Origin of the sequence: Serratia rhizosphaerae, from assembly GCF_009817885.1 — a bacterium.
GTDB lineage: Bacteria > Pseudomonadota > Gammaproteobacteria > Enterobacterales > Enterobacteriaceae > Serratia_B > Serratia_B rhizosphaerae.
The window spans coordinates 843,443-859,547 of sequence record NZ_CP041764.1 but is presented as its reverse complement, the minus strand read 5'-3'; the positions used below and the strand labels follow the sequence as shown (position 1 = coordinate 859,547).

Here is a 16,105-nt window from a genome sequence, read left to right as displayed (position 1 = left end):
GCTTATGTTGAAGAAAATACTGGCCGTCTGTCTGAGCGGCTATTCGGCGCTGGCGCTGGCCGGGTTTGATGTGGTGGCGTTGGGCGTCGACGGCGGCGTCAGCGATGGCAACCTGACCTCTTATCTTATCCGCAGCGACAGTCAGACGCAGTACGTGGCATTGGACGCCGGCTCGCTGCTGCCCGGCATCGGCAAGGGGCTGGAAAAAGGCAGTTTTCCGCAGGTGACGCCGGAAGCGGCGGCGCCGTATACGCCGCAGGGCCATATTTTCCGGCGGCTGATTGGCGCCTATTTTATCAGCCATGCGCATCTTGACCATCTGGCCGGGCTGGTTATCGCGTCGCCGGAAGACGGTAAAAAAACGGTGTATGCCTCGAATGATACGGTACTGACGCTGCGCAACCACTATTTCAACTGGAAGAGCTGGCCGAACTTCAGCGACTCCGGCAACGGCCAGCGGCTTGGCACCTACCGGCTGCAGCCGGTGCGTGAACAGCAGCGCTTCACCTTCGGCACCACCGGGCTGAGCGGGGTGATGTATCCGCTCAGCCACGCGGGTTATCACTCTTCGATGGTGCTGCTTGCCGATCGCACGGGCGCTTTCGCCTACTTTGGCGATACCGGGCCGGACGCGCTGGAACAGTCGCGCCAGCTGGACAGCGTCTGGCGGGCGCTGGGGCCGCTGGTCGCCAGTAAAAAGCTGAAGGGCATGATTATTGAAACCTCTTACCCCAATGAGGTGTCAGACAGCAAACTCTATGGCCATCTCACCCCGACCTGGCTGCTGAAAGAGCTGAAAAATCTGCAAAAATACAGCGGTGGCGACGGTTCGCTGGCGGGACTGCCGATCGTTATCAGCCACATTAAACCGAGCCTGCAGCAGGGCGAAGACCGGCGTGCGATGATTCAGCAACAGCTGGAGCAGGCCAACGATCTGGGTGTTAAATTTATTTTTATGGCGCAGGGCGATCGCCAACAGTTTTAACGTCGCTCCCCATTGTCCGGGACTGCCGGCGTTGGGACCCACGCACTATGTTGAAGAGAGATGAGTATGCATAACCTCGATCTGGAAAGCTTGATAAACAATGTACTTAACAGCGCCGCGTTTCAGGACTATGCGCCAAATGGCCTACAGGTCGAAGGACGGGAAAACGTACAGCGCGTCGTCACCGGCGTGACCGCCTGCCAGGCATTGCTGGATGCGGCCGTGGAACACCAGGCCGACGCCATTTTGGTGCATCACGGCTATTTCTGGAAGAACGAGGCGCCGGTGGTGCGCGGTATGAAGCGTAACCGGCTGAAGACGCTGCTGGGCAATGATATCAATCTGTACGGCTACCACCTGCCGCTGGATGCGCATCCGCTGCTGGGCAATAACGCCCAACTGGCGCAGCTGCTGGATATCCGCGTGCTCGGTGAGGTTGAGCCGCTGGTGCCGCATGGCGAATTTGAACAGCCGCTCAGCGGCGCAGAGCTGCAGCAGCGTCTTGAAGCGCGTCTGGGACGTCCGGTTCTGCACTGCGGCGACAATGCGCCGGCGGAAATCCGTCGCGTTGCCTGGTGCACCGGCGGCGGTCAGGGCTTTATCGACAGCGCCGCGCGTTTTGGCGTCGACGCCTTTATCAGCGGCGAAGTGTCTGAGCAGACCATTCATAGCGCACGTGAAATGGGCATTCACTTTTTCGCCGCCGGGCATCACGCCACCGAGCGCGGCGGCGTCAAGGCGCTGGGCGAGTGGCTGGCCGAACACCATGGCCTTGATGTGACCTTTATCGATATCCCGAATCCCGCCTGATTTTCCCCCAGGGTTCAGCATGCTGAACCCTCTTTTTCTCTATACCTTAAATAATTCGAGTTGCAGAAAGACGGCAAGGGGAGGAATCCCGATGAGCTGACTCAGGTCAGTAATTCGGGTGACTGAGCACCGCCAACGCACCTGCAATTTGATGTATGACAGCTATATATCCTTATTTTCAAAGGGGTTGTTGTGTTGACAGCCGGCCTGCGCTCGCGCATAACTGATACGTTTTGCAAACAATAATAAGGAGAGTAATGGTGCAACGCGCACAATATTACCTATTGGGTGAAAGGGCGATCGTGCTTGAATTGGCACCGCCGGTGACGCTGCCCAGTCAGCAGCGGATCTGGGCGTTGGCAGAAAAATTTGCCCATCACCCACATGTACAGGAAGTGGTGCCGGGTATGAATAACCTGACGCTGTTGCTACAGACGCCACAGGCGGATATCGCCGCGCTGCTGGAGTTGCTGCGGCAGGGTTGGGAGAGCAGTGAAACGCTGGTGCCGCAGGCGCGGGAAGTGGCGATTCCGGTGATTTACGGCGGGGAGATGGGGCCGGATCTGGATGAGGTGGCGCGCCATACCGGCATGACGCCGCAGCAGGTGGTGGAGTGCCACGCCGCAGCGGCGTATGTGGTGTATTTCCTCGGTTTTCAGCCGGGTTTTCCTTATCTCGGCGGTATGCCGGAGCAGCTGACGGCGCCGCGCCGGGCGGAACCGCGCCTGAGCGTGCCCGCCGGTTCGGTCGGCATCGGCGGCAGCCAGACGGGCATCTATCCGCAGGCTGCGCCGGGCGGCTGGCAGCTGATCGGCCGTACGCCGCTGGCGCTGTTTAATCCGCAGGACACGCCGCCGACGCTGCTGCGTCCGGGAGACAGCGTGCGTTTTGTGCCGCAGCGGGAGGGCGTATGTTAAAAGTATTGCGTGCCGGCATCTATACCACGGTACAGGATCTGGGGCGAAACGGCTTCCGCAGCCTGGGCGTCAGCCAGGGCGGAGCGCTGGATACGCCGGCGCTGAAAATCGCCAACCTGCTGGTGGGCAACCGTGCGGACAGCGCCGGGCTGGAGATTACGCTGGGGCAGTTCAGCGCTGAATTTACGCAGCCTGGCTGGATCGCGCTGACCGGCGCCGGCTGCGACGCGCTGCTGGACGGCAAACCGCTGTGGACCGGCTGGCGTTATCCGGTGAAAAAGGGCCAGCAGCTGGTGCTGGATAAGCCCAGACACGGCATGCGCAGCTATCTGGCGATCGCCGGTGGCATTGCGGTGCCGGAGGTGCTGGGTTCGCGCAGCACCGATCTGAGAACCGGTTTTGGCGGTCTGGCAGGGCGAAAACTGCAGGACGGCGACCAATTGCCGCTGGGGGAGAGCGAGAACCTGCCGAGCAAGCCGTTCGGCGTCAAGCAGCTGCTGTTTAATAACCGCATCCGTGCGCTGCCGGGGCCGGAGTATCAGGAGTTCAGCGCGGCAGCACGGGAGGCGTTCTGGCGTACGGCGTGGCAGCTGAGCCCGCAGAGTAACCGTATGGGCTACCGCCTGCAGGGCAGCGCGGAGTTAACGCGCGCCACCACGCGGGAAATGCTGTCGCACGGCCTGCAGCCGGGCGTGGTGCAGGTGCCGCATAACGGCCAGCCGATCGTCCTGATGGCGGATGCGCAGACCACCGGCGGCTACCCGCGCATTGCCTGTGTGATCGAAGCCGATCTCTATCATTTGGCGCAGATCCGTCTGGGGGAGCCGGTGCACTTTATTCCCTGTTCTCTGGAAGACGCGCAGCGCGCCAAAAAGGAGCAGGATCTGTTTATCCAACAAATTGCCTGGGGGCTACATGATCGTTGATTTAAATGCCGATCTGGGGGAAGGCTGCGTTAACGACCAGGCGCTGCTGCAGCTGGTCAGCTCGGCCAATATCGCCTGCGGTTTCCACGCCGGCGACGCGCAGACCATGCGCCAGTCGGTGCGCTGGGCGCTGCAGTATGGCGTGGCGATTGGCGCGCATCCCAGCTTTCCTGACCGGGAAAACTTTGGCCGTACACGTATGCAACTGCCGGCGGAAACCGTCTATGCGCAGGTGGTGTATCAGCTGGGGGCGCTGGCCGCGATCGCCCGGACGGAGGGCGGGGCGATGGTGCATGTGAAGCCGCACGGCATGCTGTACAACCAGGCGGCGGTGGAGCCGGCATTGGCGGACGCGATCGCCCGGGCGGTCAAGGATGTCGATCCGGCGCTGCGGCTGGTGGGGCTGGCGGGCAGTGAGCTGATCCGCGCCGGGGAGCGCCTGGGGCTGACGACCCGGCAGGAAGTGTTTGCCGATCGCGGCTATCTGGCCGATGGCACGCTGGTGCCGCGCGGGCAAAACGGAGCGCTGATTGAAGACGAACAGCAGGCGCTGCAACAAACGCTGGAAATGGTGCGCCATCATCGGGTGCGCAGCATTGACGGCAAATGGGCCGCGGTGCAGGCGGAAACTGTCTGTCTGCACGGCGACGGCGAGCATGCGCTGGAGTATGCCCGCAAACTGCGCGCCAGCTTTGCCGAACAGGGCATCAGCGTCAGCGCAGAATAACAATAAAAAAACTAACACAACACAACAAACACAGGCCTTCGACCCGCAGCCTTTTGGCTGTGGGCGGAGTGCTGGGCAAGAGGGAATACACAATGGATCAGGTTGTTAATTACTGGCCGCTGATCGGCATTGCCGTGATCGTGGTCGGTTTTATTCTGCGTTTTAATCCGGTGCTGGTGGTGATCGTTGCCGGCCTGGCTACCGGGCTGGCGGCGATGATGCCGCTGACGGAAATACTGGAAAGGATGGGCGAAGGGTTTCTCAACACCCGTAACCTGTCGCTGATCCTGCTGCTGCCGCTGGCGGTGATCGGCACGCTGGAGCGCCACGGGCTGAAAGAGCGGGCGCAGGCCTGGATCGCCAGGATCAAAAGCGCCACCGCTGGCCGTCTGCTGATCGTCTACCTGTTTGTGCGTGAAATTACCGCGGCGATGGGGCTGACCAGCCTGGGAGGCCACCCGCAGATGGTGCGTCCGCTGCTGGCGCCGATGGCCGAAGGGGCGACGGAAAACCGCTATGGTGAACTGCCGGAGCGCGTGCGCTACCGCCTGCGCGCCATGTCGGCGGCGACCGATAATGTCGGGCTGTTTTTCGGCGAGGATATTTTCGTCGCCTTCGGCGCGATTATTTTTATGCATAACTTTATGCTGGAGTCCGGCGGCATTCAGACCGAACCGCTGCATATCGCGCTGTGGGGCATACCGACGGCGATTTTCGCCTTCCTGATCCACGCCTTCCGTCTGTATCGCATGGATAAGCGGCTCAGTGCCGAGCTGGCGCAGCTTAATCAGGCTGCGCTGCAGGCCAAAGGAGAGGCGCAATGAACTTCCAACTGCAATATCTCTACTGGCTGGCCGGGATTATCCTGCTGATTGTCGCCGTGATGTCGCTGCGCGACCGCGCCAACCCGCGTCGTTTTACCACCGGCTTATTCTGGGGACTGTATGGCCTGGTGTTTATGGTCGGCGACTGGACCTATGATCTGTTCGGCGCCGGCGAAGAAGCCCGGCGACTGCTGCATATCGTCATCGGCGCGCTGGTGGTGCTGATGGCGCTGATTGCCGGCCTCGGCGGGGTGCGTCTGGGCAGTTACCATCAGCGCACGCAGCAGCAGCGCGAAGAGAGCGCCAAACGCCTCGGCAACCGGCTGTTTGTACCGGCGCTGGCGATCCCGGTAGTGACGGTGATCGGGGTGCTGCTGTTCAACAATATTCCGGCGCTGCAAAGCGCGGTGTTTGGTCCCGGCAACCACTCAACACTGATTACGCTGTTCTCGATGGCGGCGGGGGTGATCCTCGGCGGCGTTATTGCGGTGAAAATGACCCATGAACGCGTGGCGCAGCCGCTGCAGGAAGCGCGCCGGCTGCTGGATTCCATCGGCTGTGCGTTTATTTTGCCGCAGATCCTCGCCATGCTGGGGCTGCTGTTTACCAGCGCCGGGGTAGGCACGGCGATAGCGCACCTGACGCAGGAATACCTGGCGGTGGATAACCGTTTTATCGCCGTGGCGGTCTACGCGGTCGGTATGGCGCTGCTGACCATGGTGATGGGCAACGCGTTCGCCGCATTCCCGATTATCACCGCCGGCGTCGGCATTCCGATTCTGGTGCTGCAGCACGGCGGCAACCCGGCGGTGATGGCGGCCATCGGGATGTTCTCCGGCTACTGCGGCACGCTGATGACGCCGATGGCGGCCAACTTTAATATCGTACCGGCGGCGCTGCTGGAGCTGCCGGACAGAAATGCGGTGATTAAGGTGCAGGTGCCGACCGGCGTCCTGTTGCTGACGGTGAACGTATTTCTGCTCTATTTCCTGATGTTCCTGTAGGAGAACGCATGCAACATACAGTATTGATTACCGGTTTCGAGCCGTTTGACGGTGAGCATGTCAATCCTTCCTGGGAAGTGGTGAAGCAGCTTAATGATATGGCGCTGGGCGGCGTGCGCGTGGTGGCGCGCCAGCTGCCGTGCGTATTCGGCGAAGCGTTGGATGTGCTGAATGCGGCGATTGATGAACTGGCGCCGCAGATGGTGTTGGCGGTCGGCCAGGCCGGCGGACGCTGCGATATTTCGCTGGAGCGGGTGGCGATCAATATCAATGATGCGCGCATTCCGGATAATCAGGGGCAGCAGCCGATCGATGAACCGATCGTCGCCGACGGGCCGGCGGCCTATTTCAGCACGCTGCCGATCAAGGCGGTGGTCGACAGTATGCGCGAGGCCGGCATTCCGGCCTCGGTATCGCAAACCGCCGGCACCTATGTGTGCAATCACGTGATGTACGGCCTGCTGCACCGGCTGCGCGGCCAGCCGGCGATCAAGGGCGGGTTTATTCATATTCCCTACCTGCCGGAACAGGCGGCGGCGCATCCGGGCCAGCCGAGCATGGCGGCCGGCACCGTGCTGTTTGCGCTGGAGCTGGCGATCTCCGTCGCCCTGCAGGTGGAGCACGATCTGAAAGTGTCGGGCGGCGCCACGCACTAAGCGCAGTGATAGCATCAGGGCGTCCTCAGCGGCGCCCGTTACCGTAAACCAAGGAGCAGTGTATGCCAGAAGGACCGGAAATACGTCGGGCGGCGGACACGCTGGCGGCGGCGATTCTCAATCAGCCGTTGCGTGATGTCTGGTTCGCCTTCCCCCAGTTGCAGCACTATCAGACCGAGCTGATCGGCGAGCGGGTGACCGCCATTGAGACGCGCGGCAAGGCGTTGCTGACCCATTTTTCCAACGGACTGACGATGTACAGCCATAACCAGTTGTACGGCGTGTGGAAAGTGGCGGCGGCGGGGGAAACGCCGGCCACCAAACGTGATTTACGCGTGCGGCTGGAGACGGCGCAGCAGGCGATTTTGCTGTACAGCGCCTCGGACATCACCCTGGGGCCGCGCGGCGAGATTGAGCAGCATCCCTTTTTACAACGTATCGGGCCTGACGTGCTGGATGAACGACTGACGGCGCAGCAGGTGGCGGAACGGCTGCTGTCGCCGCCGTTCCGCCGGCGTCAGCTGGGGGGCATGCTGCTGGATCAGGCCTTTCTGGCCGGGCTGGGCAACTATCTGCGGGCGGAAATTCTCTGGCAGGCGCAGCTGGCGCCGCAGCACCGGCCGCAGGATTTGACGCCGGAGGCGCTGCAGCGGTTGGCGCAGGCGCTGCTGGCGGTTCCGCGTCTCTCTTACCACACGCGCGGACAGGTGAATGACGATCGTCACCACGGCGCGTTGTTCAGTTTTAAGGTGTTCCACCGCAGCGGCGAGCCGTGCCCGCGCTGCGGCGCGATGATTGAAAAAACGATGCTGTCGTCGCGGCCGTTTTATTTCTGTCCGGTCTGCCAGCGTTAGCGCAGCGCAAAAAAAAGCGCCGCCCGAAAGGGCGGCGCCGTGCTGCTTTATGTAGGGTAAAGCGGCATTATTTCAGCTGGGATTTGAAATCACGCTCGGCGTAGCCGGTGTACAGCTGACGCGGACGGGCGATTTTGATGCCCTCGTCGTGCATTTCGTTCCAGTGTGCGATCCAGCCGATAGTACGCGCGATGGCGAAGATAACGGTGAACATGGAAGACGGAATGCCCATTGCCTTCAGGATGATGCCGGAGTAGAAATCGACGTTCGGGTAGAGTTTCTTCTCGATGAAGTACGGGTCGTTCAACGCGATGTGTTCCAGCTCCATCGCTACCTGCAGCAGGTTATCGTCTTTCTTGTTCAGCTCTTTCAGTACTTCGTGGCAGGTTTCACGCATTACGGTGGCGCGCGGATCGTAGTTCTTGTACACGCGGTGTCCGAAGCCCATCAGGCGGAAGGAGTCGTTTTTGTCCTTGGCGCGTTTGATGAATTCCGGAATGTGCTCAACGGTGCTGATCTCTTCCAGCATTTTCAGCGCGGCTTCGTTGGCGCCGCCGTGCGCAGGCCCCCACAGGGAGGCGATACCGGCCGCGATGCAGGCGAACGGGTTAGCGCCGGAGGAGCCGGCGGTACGCACGGTGGAGGTGGAGGCGTTCTGCTCGTGGTCGGCGTGCAGGATCAGGATGCGATCCATCGCGCGTTCCAGCACCGGGTTCACCACGTACTCTTCACACGGCGTGGCAAACATCATATGCAGGAAGTTGCCGGCATAGGACAGGTCGTTGCGCGGGTAAACGAACGGCTGGCCCAGGGAGTATTTGTAACACATCGCCGCCACGGTCGGCATTTTGGACAGCAGACGGTAGGCGGTGATTTCACGGTGACGCTCGTTGTTGACGTCCAGCGCATCGTGGTAGAAGGCCGCCAGCGCGCCGGTCACGCCGCACAGCACCGCCATCGGGTGTGAGTCGCGACGGAAGCCACGGAACAGATGGGTGATCTGGTCGTGGATCATGGTGTGGCGGGTAACGGTGGTTTTGAAGGTTTCAAACTCTTCCGGCGTCGGCGTTTCGCCGTACAGCAGGATGTAACACACTTCCAGATAAGAGGATTCTTTCGCCAGCTGCTCGATAGGGAAGCCGCGGTGCAGCAGCACGCCTTTGTCGCCATCGATAAACGTGATTTTGGATTCGCAGGAAGCCGTGGAGGTGAAGCCGGGATCGAATGTGAAATAACCTTTGGAACCGAGGGTGCGAACATCAAGGACATCAGGGCCCAGGGTTGGGCTTAGTACGCCGAGCTCAATGGGAGCGTCACCGTTTGGTACGGTTAGCGTCGCTTTCTTATCAGTCATTTACTGTCTCCTTAGCGCCTTATTTTAATAATCACTAACAACCGAAATACCTTAATTCTCCGCACGTTGCCCGCAAAAATGGTATGCGGACATAAACTCTGTGAGCAACTGCGCAATAATGCGGTTAGGGTACAGAGCGGTGACCCCGGCGCTTTCGTTTTGCGGCATAATAGGCGGCGAAACAGAAATTGCTGGGCTGACCAGGCGAACGAGACGGGTGGCCGGTTGTTAACGATTTATTGAATTCGTTATTTTCTGTTGATCATTACCTACGACGTGTTCGGGGTTTTTTAACCGAATACACTGTTGCATAACTTCTACGTGGGGGGAAGTGTATCCGGCGACCTATAGCGCATCATAGGACCTTTTGTGCCCCTATATGTAATGGAAATGTTGATCTCTTGTCAAATCAGATAATTAATTTTGTACTAAATGTGAAAATCGTGATCTAAATCACTGTTCGGGGGAAATGTCCCCAAAGGGATTGTATGGGAATTGTAATCAGAATGTGATCCTCCTATACTGCCGCCAGGTCTCCGGATTACCCTGAAGTAGGAGCACCCAGCGTTATAACAATGCGCCGTTTAAGCACAGAGGATGTCGATGTTTGAGCGCGTGACGTGTAAGGGTTTTGGCTCTTAACGCTGTCTGATCCCCACCCAGGCCCGGAGGAAGGAAAATAATAAGAGCTGTGTGGGCAAAACCGTGAAAAAACAAAGACCTGTCAACCTGGATCTGCAAACGATCCGGTTTCCCGTAACTGCGATAGCGTCCATCTTACACCGAGTCTCTGGCGTAATTACCTTCGTTGCCGTGGGTATTCTCCTCTGGCTGCTGGGCACGTCTCTCTCTTCCCAAGAGGGATTCCTGCAGGCCGCCGCCATCATGAATAGCTTCTTCGTCAAGTTCATATTTTGGGGAATCCTCACTGCGCTGGCCTATCACATTTGCGGTGGCGTTCGTCACTTGTTAATGGATTTTGGCTATATCGAAGAGAGTTTAGCGGCTGGTCAGCGTTCTGCCCAGGTGGCATTCGTTCTGACCGTTGTGCTGTCAATTCTGGCTGGAGTCCTCGTATGGTAAACAATGCTTCCGCATTAGGGCGCAGCGGCGTACACGACTGGTTGTTACTGCGTGCTTCCGCTATCGTCATCACCCTGTATGTCCTCTATATCCTGGGCTTTGTCGTCACGGCTCCGGACATCACCTATGAAATCTGGCGTGGTTTCTTCGCCACCTCTATTACGAAAGTCTTCACCGTGTTGACCTTGCTGTCGATTCTGGCGCATGCCTGGATCGGTCTGTGGCAGGTGCTGACGGATTATATCAAGCCGTTGGCGTTACGCCTGGTGCTGCAACTGGCGGTGGTCGTCGTGTTGCTGGTCTATTTACTGTACGGAACAATCGTAGTGTGGGGTGCGTAAAAAATGAAACTGCCAGTCAGAGAGTTTGATGCAGTTGTTATCGGTGCTGGTGGCGCAGGTATGCGCGCGGCGCTGCAAATTTCCCAGTCGGGCTCAACCTGTGCCCTGCTGTCCAAAGTCTTCCCGACCCGTTCCCATACCGTGTCCGCACAGGGCGGCATCACCGTCGCGCTGGGCAACAGCCACGAAGATAACTGGGAATGGCATATGTACGATACCGTCAAGGGCTCCGACTATATCGGCGACCAGGACGCTATTGAATACATGTGTAAAACCGGCCCGGAAGCGATTCTGGAGCTGGAACACATGGGCCTGCCGTTCTCCCGTCTGGACGACGGCCGTATTTATCAGCGCCCGTTCGGCGGCCAGTCGAAAGAGTTCGGCGGCGAGCAGGCGGCGCGCACCGCGGCGGCGGCTGACCGTACCGGCCACGCCCTGCTGCACACCCTGTATCAGCAGAACCTGAGAAACCATACCACTATCTTCTCCGAGTGGTACGCGCTGGATCTGGTGAAAAACCAGGACGGCGCCGTGGTCGGCACCACCGCCATCTGCATCGAAACCGGTGAAGTGGTGTATTTCAAAGCCAAGGCGACCATTCTGGCCACCGGCGGCGCAGGCCGTATTTACCAGTCCACCACCAACGCCCACATCAATACCGGCGACGGCGTCGGCATGGCGATTCGCGCCGGCGTACCGGTGCAGGATATGGAAATGTGGCAGTTCCACCCGACCGGCATCGCCGGCGCCGGGGTTCTGGTGACCGAAGGCTGCCGCGGCGAAGGCGGTTACCTGCTGAATAAACACGGCGAGCGCTTTATGGAGCGTTATGCGCCGAACGCCAAAGATCTGGCGGGCCGCGACGTGGTTGCGCGCTCGATCATGATTGAAATCCGCGAAGGCCGCGGCTGCGACGGTCCGTGGGGCCCGCACGCCAAGCTGAAGCTGGACCACCTGGGCAAAGACGTGCTGGAATCCCGCCTGCCGGGCATCCTGGAGCTGTCGCGCACCTTTGCGCACGTCGACCCGGTGAAAGAGCCTATTCCGGTTATCCCGACCTGCCACTATATGATGGGCGGCATCCCGACCAAAGTGAGCGGCCAGGCGCTGACCGTCAACGAGAAAGGCGAAGACGTCGTCATTCCCGGCCTGTTTGCCGTTGGCGAAATCGCCTGCGTATCGGTGCACGGCGCCAACCGTCTGGGCGGCAACTCGCTGCTTGACCTGGTGGTGTTCGGCCGTTCCGCCGGCATGCATCTGCAGGAGTCTCTGGAAGAGCAGGGCGCAAGCCGCGACGCCAGCGAATCCGACGTGGAAGCGTCACTGGATCGCCTGAACCGCTGGAACAACACCCGTTCCGGCGAAGATCCGGTAGAGATCCGCAAGGCGCTGCAGGCCTGTATGCAACACAACTTCTCGGTGTTCCGTGAAGGTGATGCGATGGCGAAGGGTCTGGAAGAACTGAAAGTCATTCGTGAACGTCTGAAGAACGCACGCCTGGACGATACCTCCCGCGAGTTCAACACCCAGCGCATCGAATGCCTGGAATTGGACAACCTGATGGAGACCGCGTATTCCACCGCCGTGTCGGCCAACTTCCGTACCGAGAGCCGTGGCGCACACAGCCGCTTCGACTACCCGGAACGTGATGACGCCAACTGGCTGTGCCATTCGCTGTATCTGCCGCAATCGGAAAGCATGGCGCGTCGTGAAGTGAACATGCAACCGAAACTGCGCCCGGCATTCCCGCCAAAAGTGCGTTCTTACTAATTCGCGGAGATCGATGGATGAAACTCGAATTCTCAATATATCGCTATAACCCGGATGTCGACGACGCTCCGCACATGCAGGACTACACGCTTGAGGCGGAAGAAGGTCGCGATATGATGTTGCTGGATGCGTTGATCCAACTGAAAGAGAAGGATCCGACGCTGTCGTTCCGCCGCTCATGCCGTGAGGGCGTGTGCGGTTCCGACGGCCTGAACATGAACGGCAAAAACGGCCTGGCCTGCATCACCCCGATTTCGTCGCTGCGCAAGGGCAGCGGCAAAATCGTTATTCGTCCGCTGCCGGGTCTGCCGGTGGTGCGCGACCTGGTGGTGGATATGAGCCAGTTCTATACCCAGTATGAAAAAATCCGGCCTTATCTGCTTAACGACGGCAAAAATCCGCCGGCGCGCGAGCACCTGCAGTCGCCGGACGAGCGCGCCAAGCTGGACGGCCTGTATGAGTGCATTCTGTGCGCCTGCTGTTCGACCTCTTGCCCGTCGTTCTGGTGGAACCCGGACAAATTCATCGGCCCTGCCGGCCTGCTGGCGGCATATCGTTTCCTGATCGACAGCCGCGATACCGAAACGGCAGAACGTTTAGACGATTTGGACGACGCTTTCAGTGTTTTCCGCTGCCATAGCATCATGAATTGTGTCAGTGTATGTCCTAAAGGCTTGAACCCGACCCGCGCAATCGGGCATATCAAGTCGATGCTGCTGCAACGCAGCGCATAACAGGCAAGTGATATCGCGCCGGAGCCGTTGGCCCGGCGCAATATTGGCAGGAAGCCTCTAAAAACTGACCCGTGACTGCGGCAACATGCAGTCAGGTTCCTCCCGCCGGTTTTTAGAGGTTCCTTGTAAGGGACCGCAAGGTCCAAACAGAACGTAAACAATCCCCGAGTGCCGGCGCTTGCGCCGTAACGAGGGAAGATACGTCGAGTGAACCGTTTTACGGCAAACCGTTTTAATCACGGTAATTATGTTAACCACGGCGAAAACTGAAGCTTTAAAGCTTAAGGGATCATAATGCAGAACGGCGCAATGAAGGCCTGGCTGGATTCCTCCTATCTGGCGGGCGCGAACCAGTCTTACATAGAGCAGCTCTATGAAGACTACCTAACCGATCCGGGCTCTGTCGAAGATAGCTGGCGTTCCATTTTCCAACAGCTCCCAACCGCGGGTGTCAAACCCGATCAACTTCACTCCCAAACTCGTGAATACTTCCGCCGTCTGGCGAAAGATTCTGCGCGTTACAACGGCAGCATCAACGATCCGGACACCGATGCCAAACAGGTGAAGGTCCTGCAGCTGATCAACGCCTTCCGCTTTCGCGGACATCAGCATGCCAACCTTGACCCGCTTGGCCTGTGGAAACAGGACGCAGTCCCTGACCTCGATCCTGCTTACCACAACCTGACCGAAGCCGACTTCCAGGAAACCTTCAACGTGGGTTCTTTCGCCATCGGCAAAGACACCATGAAGCTGGCGGATCTGTATGAAGCGCTGAAGCAGACTTACTGCGGCTCTATCGGCGCGGAATACATGCATATCACCAATACCGAAGAAAAACGCTGGATCCAGCAGCGTATCGAATCGGTGGTTGGCCATGCCAATTTCAGCAGCGATGAGAAACGCCGTTTCCTGAACGAGCTGACCGCTGCGGAAGGCCTGGAACGCTACCTGGGCGCCAAGTTCCCGGGGGCGAAGCGCTTCTCCCTCGAAGGCGGGGACGCGCTGGTGCCGATGCTGAAAGAGATGGTGCGTCACGCCGGCAAGAACGGCACGCGCGAAGTGGTGCTGGGCATGGCTCACCGCGGCCGTCTGAACGTGCTGATCAACGTGCTGGGTAAAAAACCGGCCGACCTGTTCGACGAGTTCGCCGGCAAGCATAAAGAACACCTCGGCACCGGTGACGTGAAATATCACCAGGGCTTCTCGTCCGACGTGGAAACCGAAGGCGGCATGGTTCACCTGGCGCTGGCGTTTAACCCGTCGCACCTGGAGATCGTCAGCCCGGTGGTCATGGGGTCAGTACGCGCCCGTCGCGACCGCCTGGATGAAGCGCGCAGCAACATGGTGCTGCCGATCACCATTCACGGCGACGCCGCGATTACCGGCCAGGGCGTGGTGCAGGAAACCCTGAACATGTCCCAGGCGCGCGGCTATGAAGTGGGCGGCACGGTGCGTATCGTCATCAACAACCAGATTGGTTTCACCACCTCCAATCCGCAGGATGCGCGCTCCACCCAGTACTGTACCGATATCGCCAAGATGGTGCAGTCGCCGATTTTCCACGTTAATGCTGACGATCCGGAAGCGGTGGCGTTTGTTACCCGTCTGGCGTTGGATTTCCGTAACACCTTTAAACGCGACGTCATGATCGATCTGGTTTGCTATCGTCGTCATGGGCACAACGAGGCCGATGAGCCGAGCGCAACCCAGCCGCTGATGTATCAGAAGATCAAGAAACACCCGACGCCGCGTAAAATCTATGCCGACGTGCTGACCGAACAGAAAGTCGCGACGCTGGAAGATGCCACGGAAATGGTCAATCTGTATCGCGATGCGCTGGACCGCGGCGAGTGCGTGGTGGAAGAGTGGCGTCCGATGAATCTGCACTCCTTCACCTGGTCGCCGTATCTGAACCACGAGTGGGACGAAGAATACCCGAGCAAGGTGGAAACCAAGCGTCTGCAGGATCTGGCAAAACGCATCAGCAGCGCGCCGGAATCGGTAGAGATGCAGTCGCGCGTGGCGAAAATCTACGCCGATCGCGCCGAAATGGCGGCGGGCAACAAGCCGTTTGACTGGGGCGCGGCGGAAACGCTGGCCTACGCGACGATGGTCGATGAAGGCATCCCAATTCGTCTGTCGGGCGAAGATGCCGGCCGCGGCACCTTCTTCCACCGTCACGCGGTGGTGCACAACCAGAAAGACGGCTCTTCTTATGTGCCGCTGTCTAACGTGCACGCCGGCCAGGGCGAGTTCAAAGTCTGGGACTCCGTGCTGTCTGAAGAGGCGGTGCTGGCGTTCGAATACGGTTACGCTACGGCAGAACCACGCACTCTGACCATCTGGGAAGCGCAGTTCGGCGACTTCGCCAACGGCGCTCAGGTGGTGATTGACCAGTTCATCAGCTCCGGCGAGCAGAAATGGGGCCGTATGTGCGGCCTGGTGATGCTGCTGCCGCACGGCTATGAAGGCCAGGGGCCGGAGCACTCCTCCGCGCGTCTGGAGCGTTATCTGCAGCTGTGCGCAGAACAGAATATGCAGGTCTGCATCCCGTCCACGCCGGCTCAGGTTTATCATATGCTGCGTCGTCAGGCGCTGCGCGGTATGCGCCGTCCGTTGGTGGTGATGTCGCCGAAATCCCTGCTGCGTCATCCGTTGGCGATCTCTTCGCTGGATGAACTGGCGAACGGCACCTTCCTGCCGGCGATCGGCGAAATCGACGAGCTGGATCCGAAGGCGGTGAAACGCGTGGTGTTGTGCTCCGGCAAGGTGTACTACGACCTGCTGGAACAGCGTCGCAAAAATGGCCAGAAAGACGTCGCCATTGTCCGTATCGAACAGCTGTATCCGTTCCCGCACCAGGCGGTGCAGGCGGTACTGGAGCAGTATTCGCACGTCCATGACTTCGTCTGGTGTCAGGAAGAGCCGCTGAACCAGGGCGCCTGGTACTGCAGCCAACACAATTTCCGTGAAGTGATTCCGTTCGGAGCCTCTTTACGTTACGCCGGACGTCCGGCCTCTGCTTCTCCGGCAGTGGGTTATATGTCCGTACACCAGAAGCAGCAGCAGGCTCTGGTTAATGATGCGCTGAATATTGATTAAAAATTTAAGGGAAAGCTA

Annotated in this window: 15 protein-coding genes; 14 read left to right on the top strand and 1 reads right to left on the bottom strand. The window is 59.3% G+C overall.

Going from position 1 to position 16,105, the window contains the following annotated elements; translation table 11 throughout:
• Window positions 1-4: 4 nt before the first annotated feature.
• The 9 genes from FO014_RS04055 (at window position 5) to nei (ending at window position 7,703) form a co-directional block, all read left to right on the top strand.
• Complete coding sequence (locus tag FO014_RS04055; protein WP_160027933.1) at window positions 5-985, top strand: MBL fold metallo-hydrolase; 981 nt, start codon at window positions 5-7, stop codon at window positions 983-985.
• A gap of 66 nt (window positions 986-1,051) precedes the next feature.
• Entirely contained in the window at window positions 1,052-1,795 is a 744-nt protein-coding gene (locus tag FO014_RS04050) for a type 2 GTP cyclohydrolase I (RefSeq protein WP_105233228.1), read from the top strand.
• Between the two features lie 260 nt (window positions 1,796-2,055).
• Window positions 2,056-2,712, top strand: a complete 657-nt coding sequence (gene pxpB, locus FO014_RS04045) for a 5-oxoprolinase subunit PxpB (RefSeq protein ID WP_201282932.1) — start codon at window positions 2,056-2,058, stop codon at window positions 2,710-2,712.
• A complete protein-coding gene (gene pxpC, locus FO014_RS04040; RefSeq protein ID WP_160027929.1) occupies window positions 2,706-3,638 on the top strand; it encodes a 5-oxoprolinase subunit PxpC in 933 nt (310 codons plus the stop codon). The genes pxpB and pxpC overlap by 7 nt, the downstream gene beginning before the upstream one ends.
• Window positions 3,628-4,365 (top strand): 5-oxoprolinase subunit PxpA, encoded by a 738-nt coding sequence (pxpA, locus tag FO014_RS04035; RefSeq protein ID WP_160027927.1) that lies wholly within the window; start codon window positions 3,628-3,630, stop codon window positions 4,363-4,365. The genes pxpC and pxpA overlap by 11 nt, the downstream gene beginning before the upstream one ends.
• 92 nt (window positions 4,366-4,457) lie before the next feature.
• A complete protein-coding gene (locus FO014_RS04030) occupies window positions 4,458-5,189 on the top strand; it encodes a DUF969 domain-containing protein (protein WP_105230149.1) in 732 nt (243 codons plus the stop codon).
• Window positions 5,186-6,193 (top strand): DUF979 domain-containing protein, encoded by a 1,008-nt coding sequence (locus FO014_RS04025; protein ID WP_160027925.1) that lies wholly within the window; start codon window positions 5,186-5,188, stop codon window positions 6,191-6,193. Before FO014_RS04030 ends, FO014_RS04025 begins: the two co-directional genes overlap by 4 nt.
• Window positions 6,194-6,201: 8 nt before the next feature.
• The gene (gene pcp / locus FO014_RS04020) at window positions 6,202-6,849 is read left to right on the top strand and encodes a pyroglutamyl-peptidase I (protein WP_160027923.1); all 648 of its coding nucleotides are present in this window, start codon (window positions 6,202-6,204) and stop codon (window positions 6,847-6,849) included.
• A 62-nt stretch (window positions 6,850-6,911) separates the two neighbouring features.
• A complete protein-coding gene (gene nei / locus FO014_RS04015) occupies window positions 6,912-7,703 on the top strand; it encodes an endonuclease VIII (protein WP_160027921.1) in 792 nt (263 codons plus the stop codon).
• 67 nt (window positions 7,704-7,770) lie between these two features.
• Here nei and FO014_RS04010 read toward each other — a convergent pair whose 3' ends face one another.
• Window positions 7,771-9,057, bottom strand: coding sequence for a citrate synthase (locus FO014_RS04010; RefSeq protein ID WP_105230152.1), 1,287 nt, complete (start codon window positions 9,055-9,057; stop codon window positions 7,771-7,773).
• Window positions 9,058-9,750: 693 nt separating this feature from the next.
• Here FO014_RS04010 and sdhC point away from each other — a divergent pair.
• The 5 genes from sdhC (at window position 9,751) to sucA (ending at window position 16,087) form a co-directional block, all read left to right on the top strand.
• Window positions 9,751-10,140, top strand: coding sequence for a succinate dehydrogenase cytochrome b556 subunit (gene sdhC / locus FO014_RS04005; RefSeq protein WP_015671352.1), 390 nt, complete (start codon window positions 9,751-9,753; stop codon window positions 10,138-10,140).
• Window positions 10,134-10,481 carry a succinate dehydrogenase membrane anchor subunit gene (sdhD, locus tag FO014_RS04000; protein ID WP_105230153.1) on the top strand — a complete coding sequence of 116 codons (348 nt, stop codon included), beginning with the start codon at window positions 10,134-10,136 and terminating at the stop codon, window positions 10,479-10,481. Before sdhC ends, sdhD begins: the two co-directional genes overlap by 7 nt.
• A 3-nt stretch (window positions 10,482-10,484) precedes the next feature.
• Window positions 10,485-12,251, top strand: a complete 1,767-nt coding sequence (gene sdhA / locus FO014_RS03995; protein ID WP_105230154.1) for a succinate dehydrogenase flavoprotein subunit — start codon at window positions 10,485-10,487, stop codon at window positions 12,249-12,251.
• Between the two features lie 17 nt (window positions 12,252-12,268).
• Entirely contained in the window at window positions 12,269-12,985 is a 717-nt protein-coding gene (locus tag FO014_RS03990) for a succinate dehydrogenase iron-sulfur subunit (RefSeq protein ID WP_160027919.1), read from the top strand.
• Between the two features lie 294 nt (window positions 12,986-13,279).
• Window positions 13,280-16,087, top strand: a complete 2,808-nt coding sequence (gene sucA / locus FO014_RS03985) for a 2-oxoglutarate dehydrogenase E1 component (protein WP_105230156.1) — start codon at window positions 13,280-13,282, stop codon at window positions 16,085-16,087.
• Window positions 16,088-16,105: the final 18 nt, after the last annotated feature.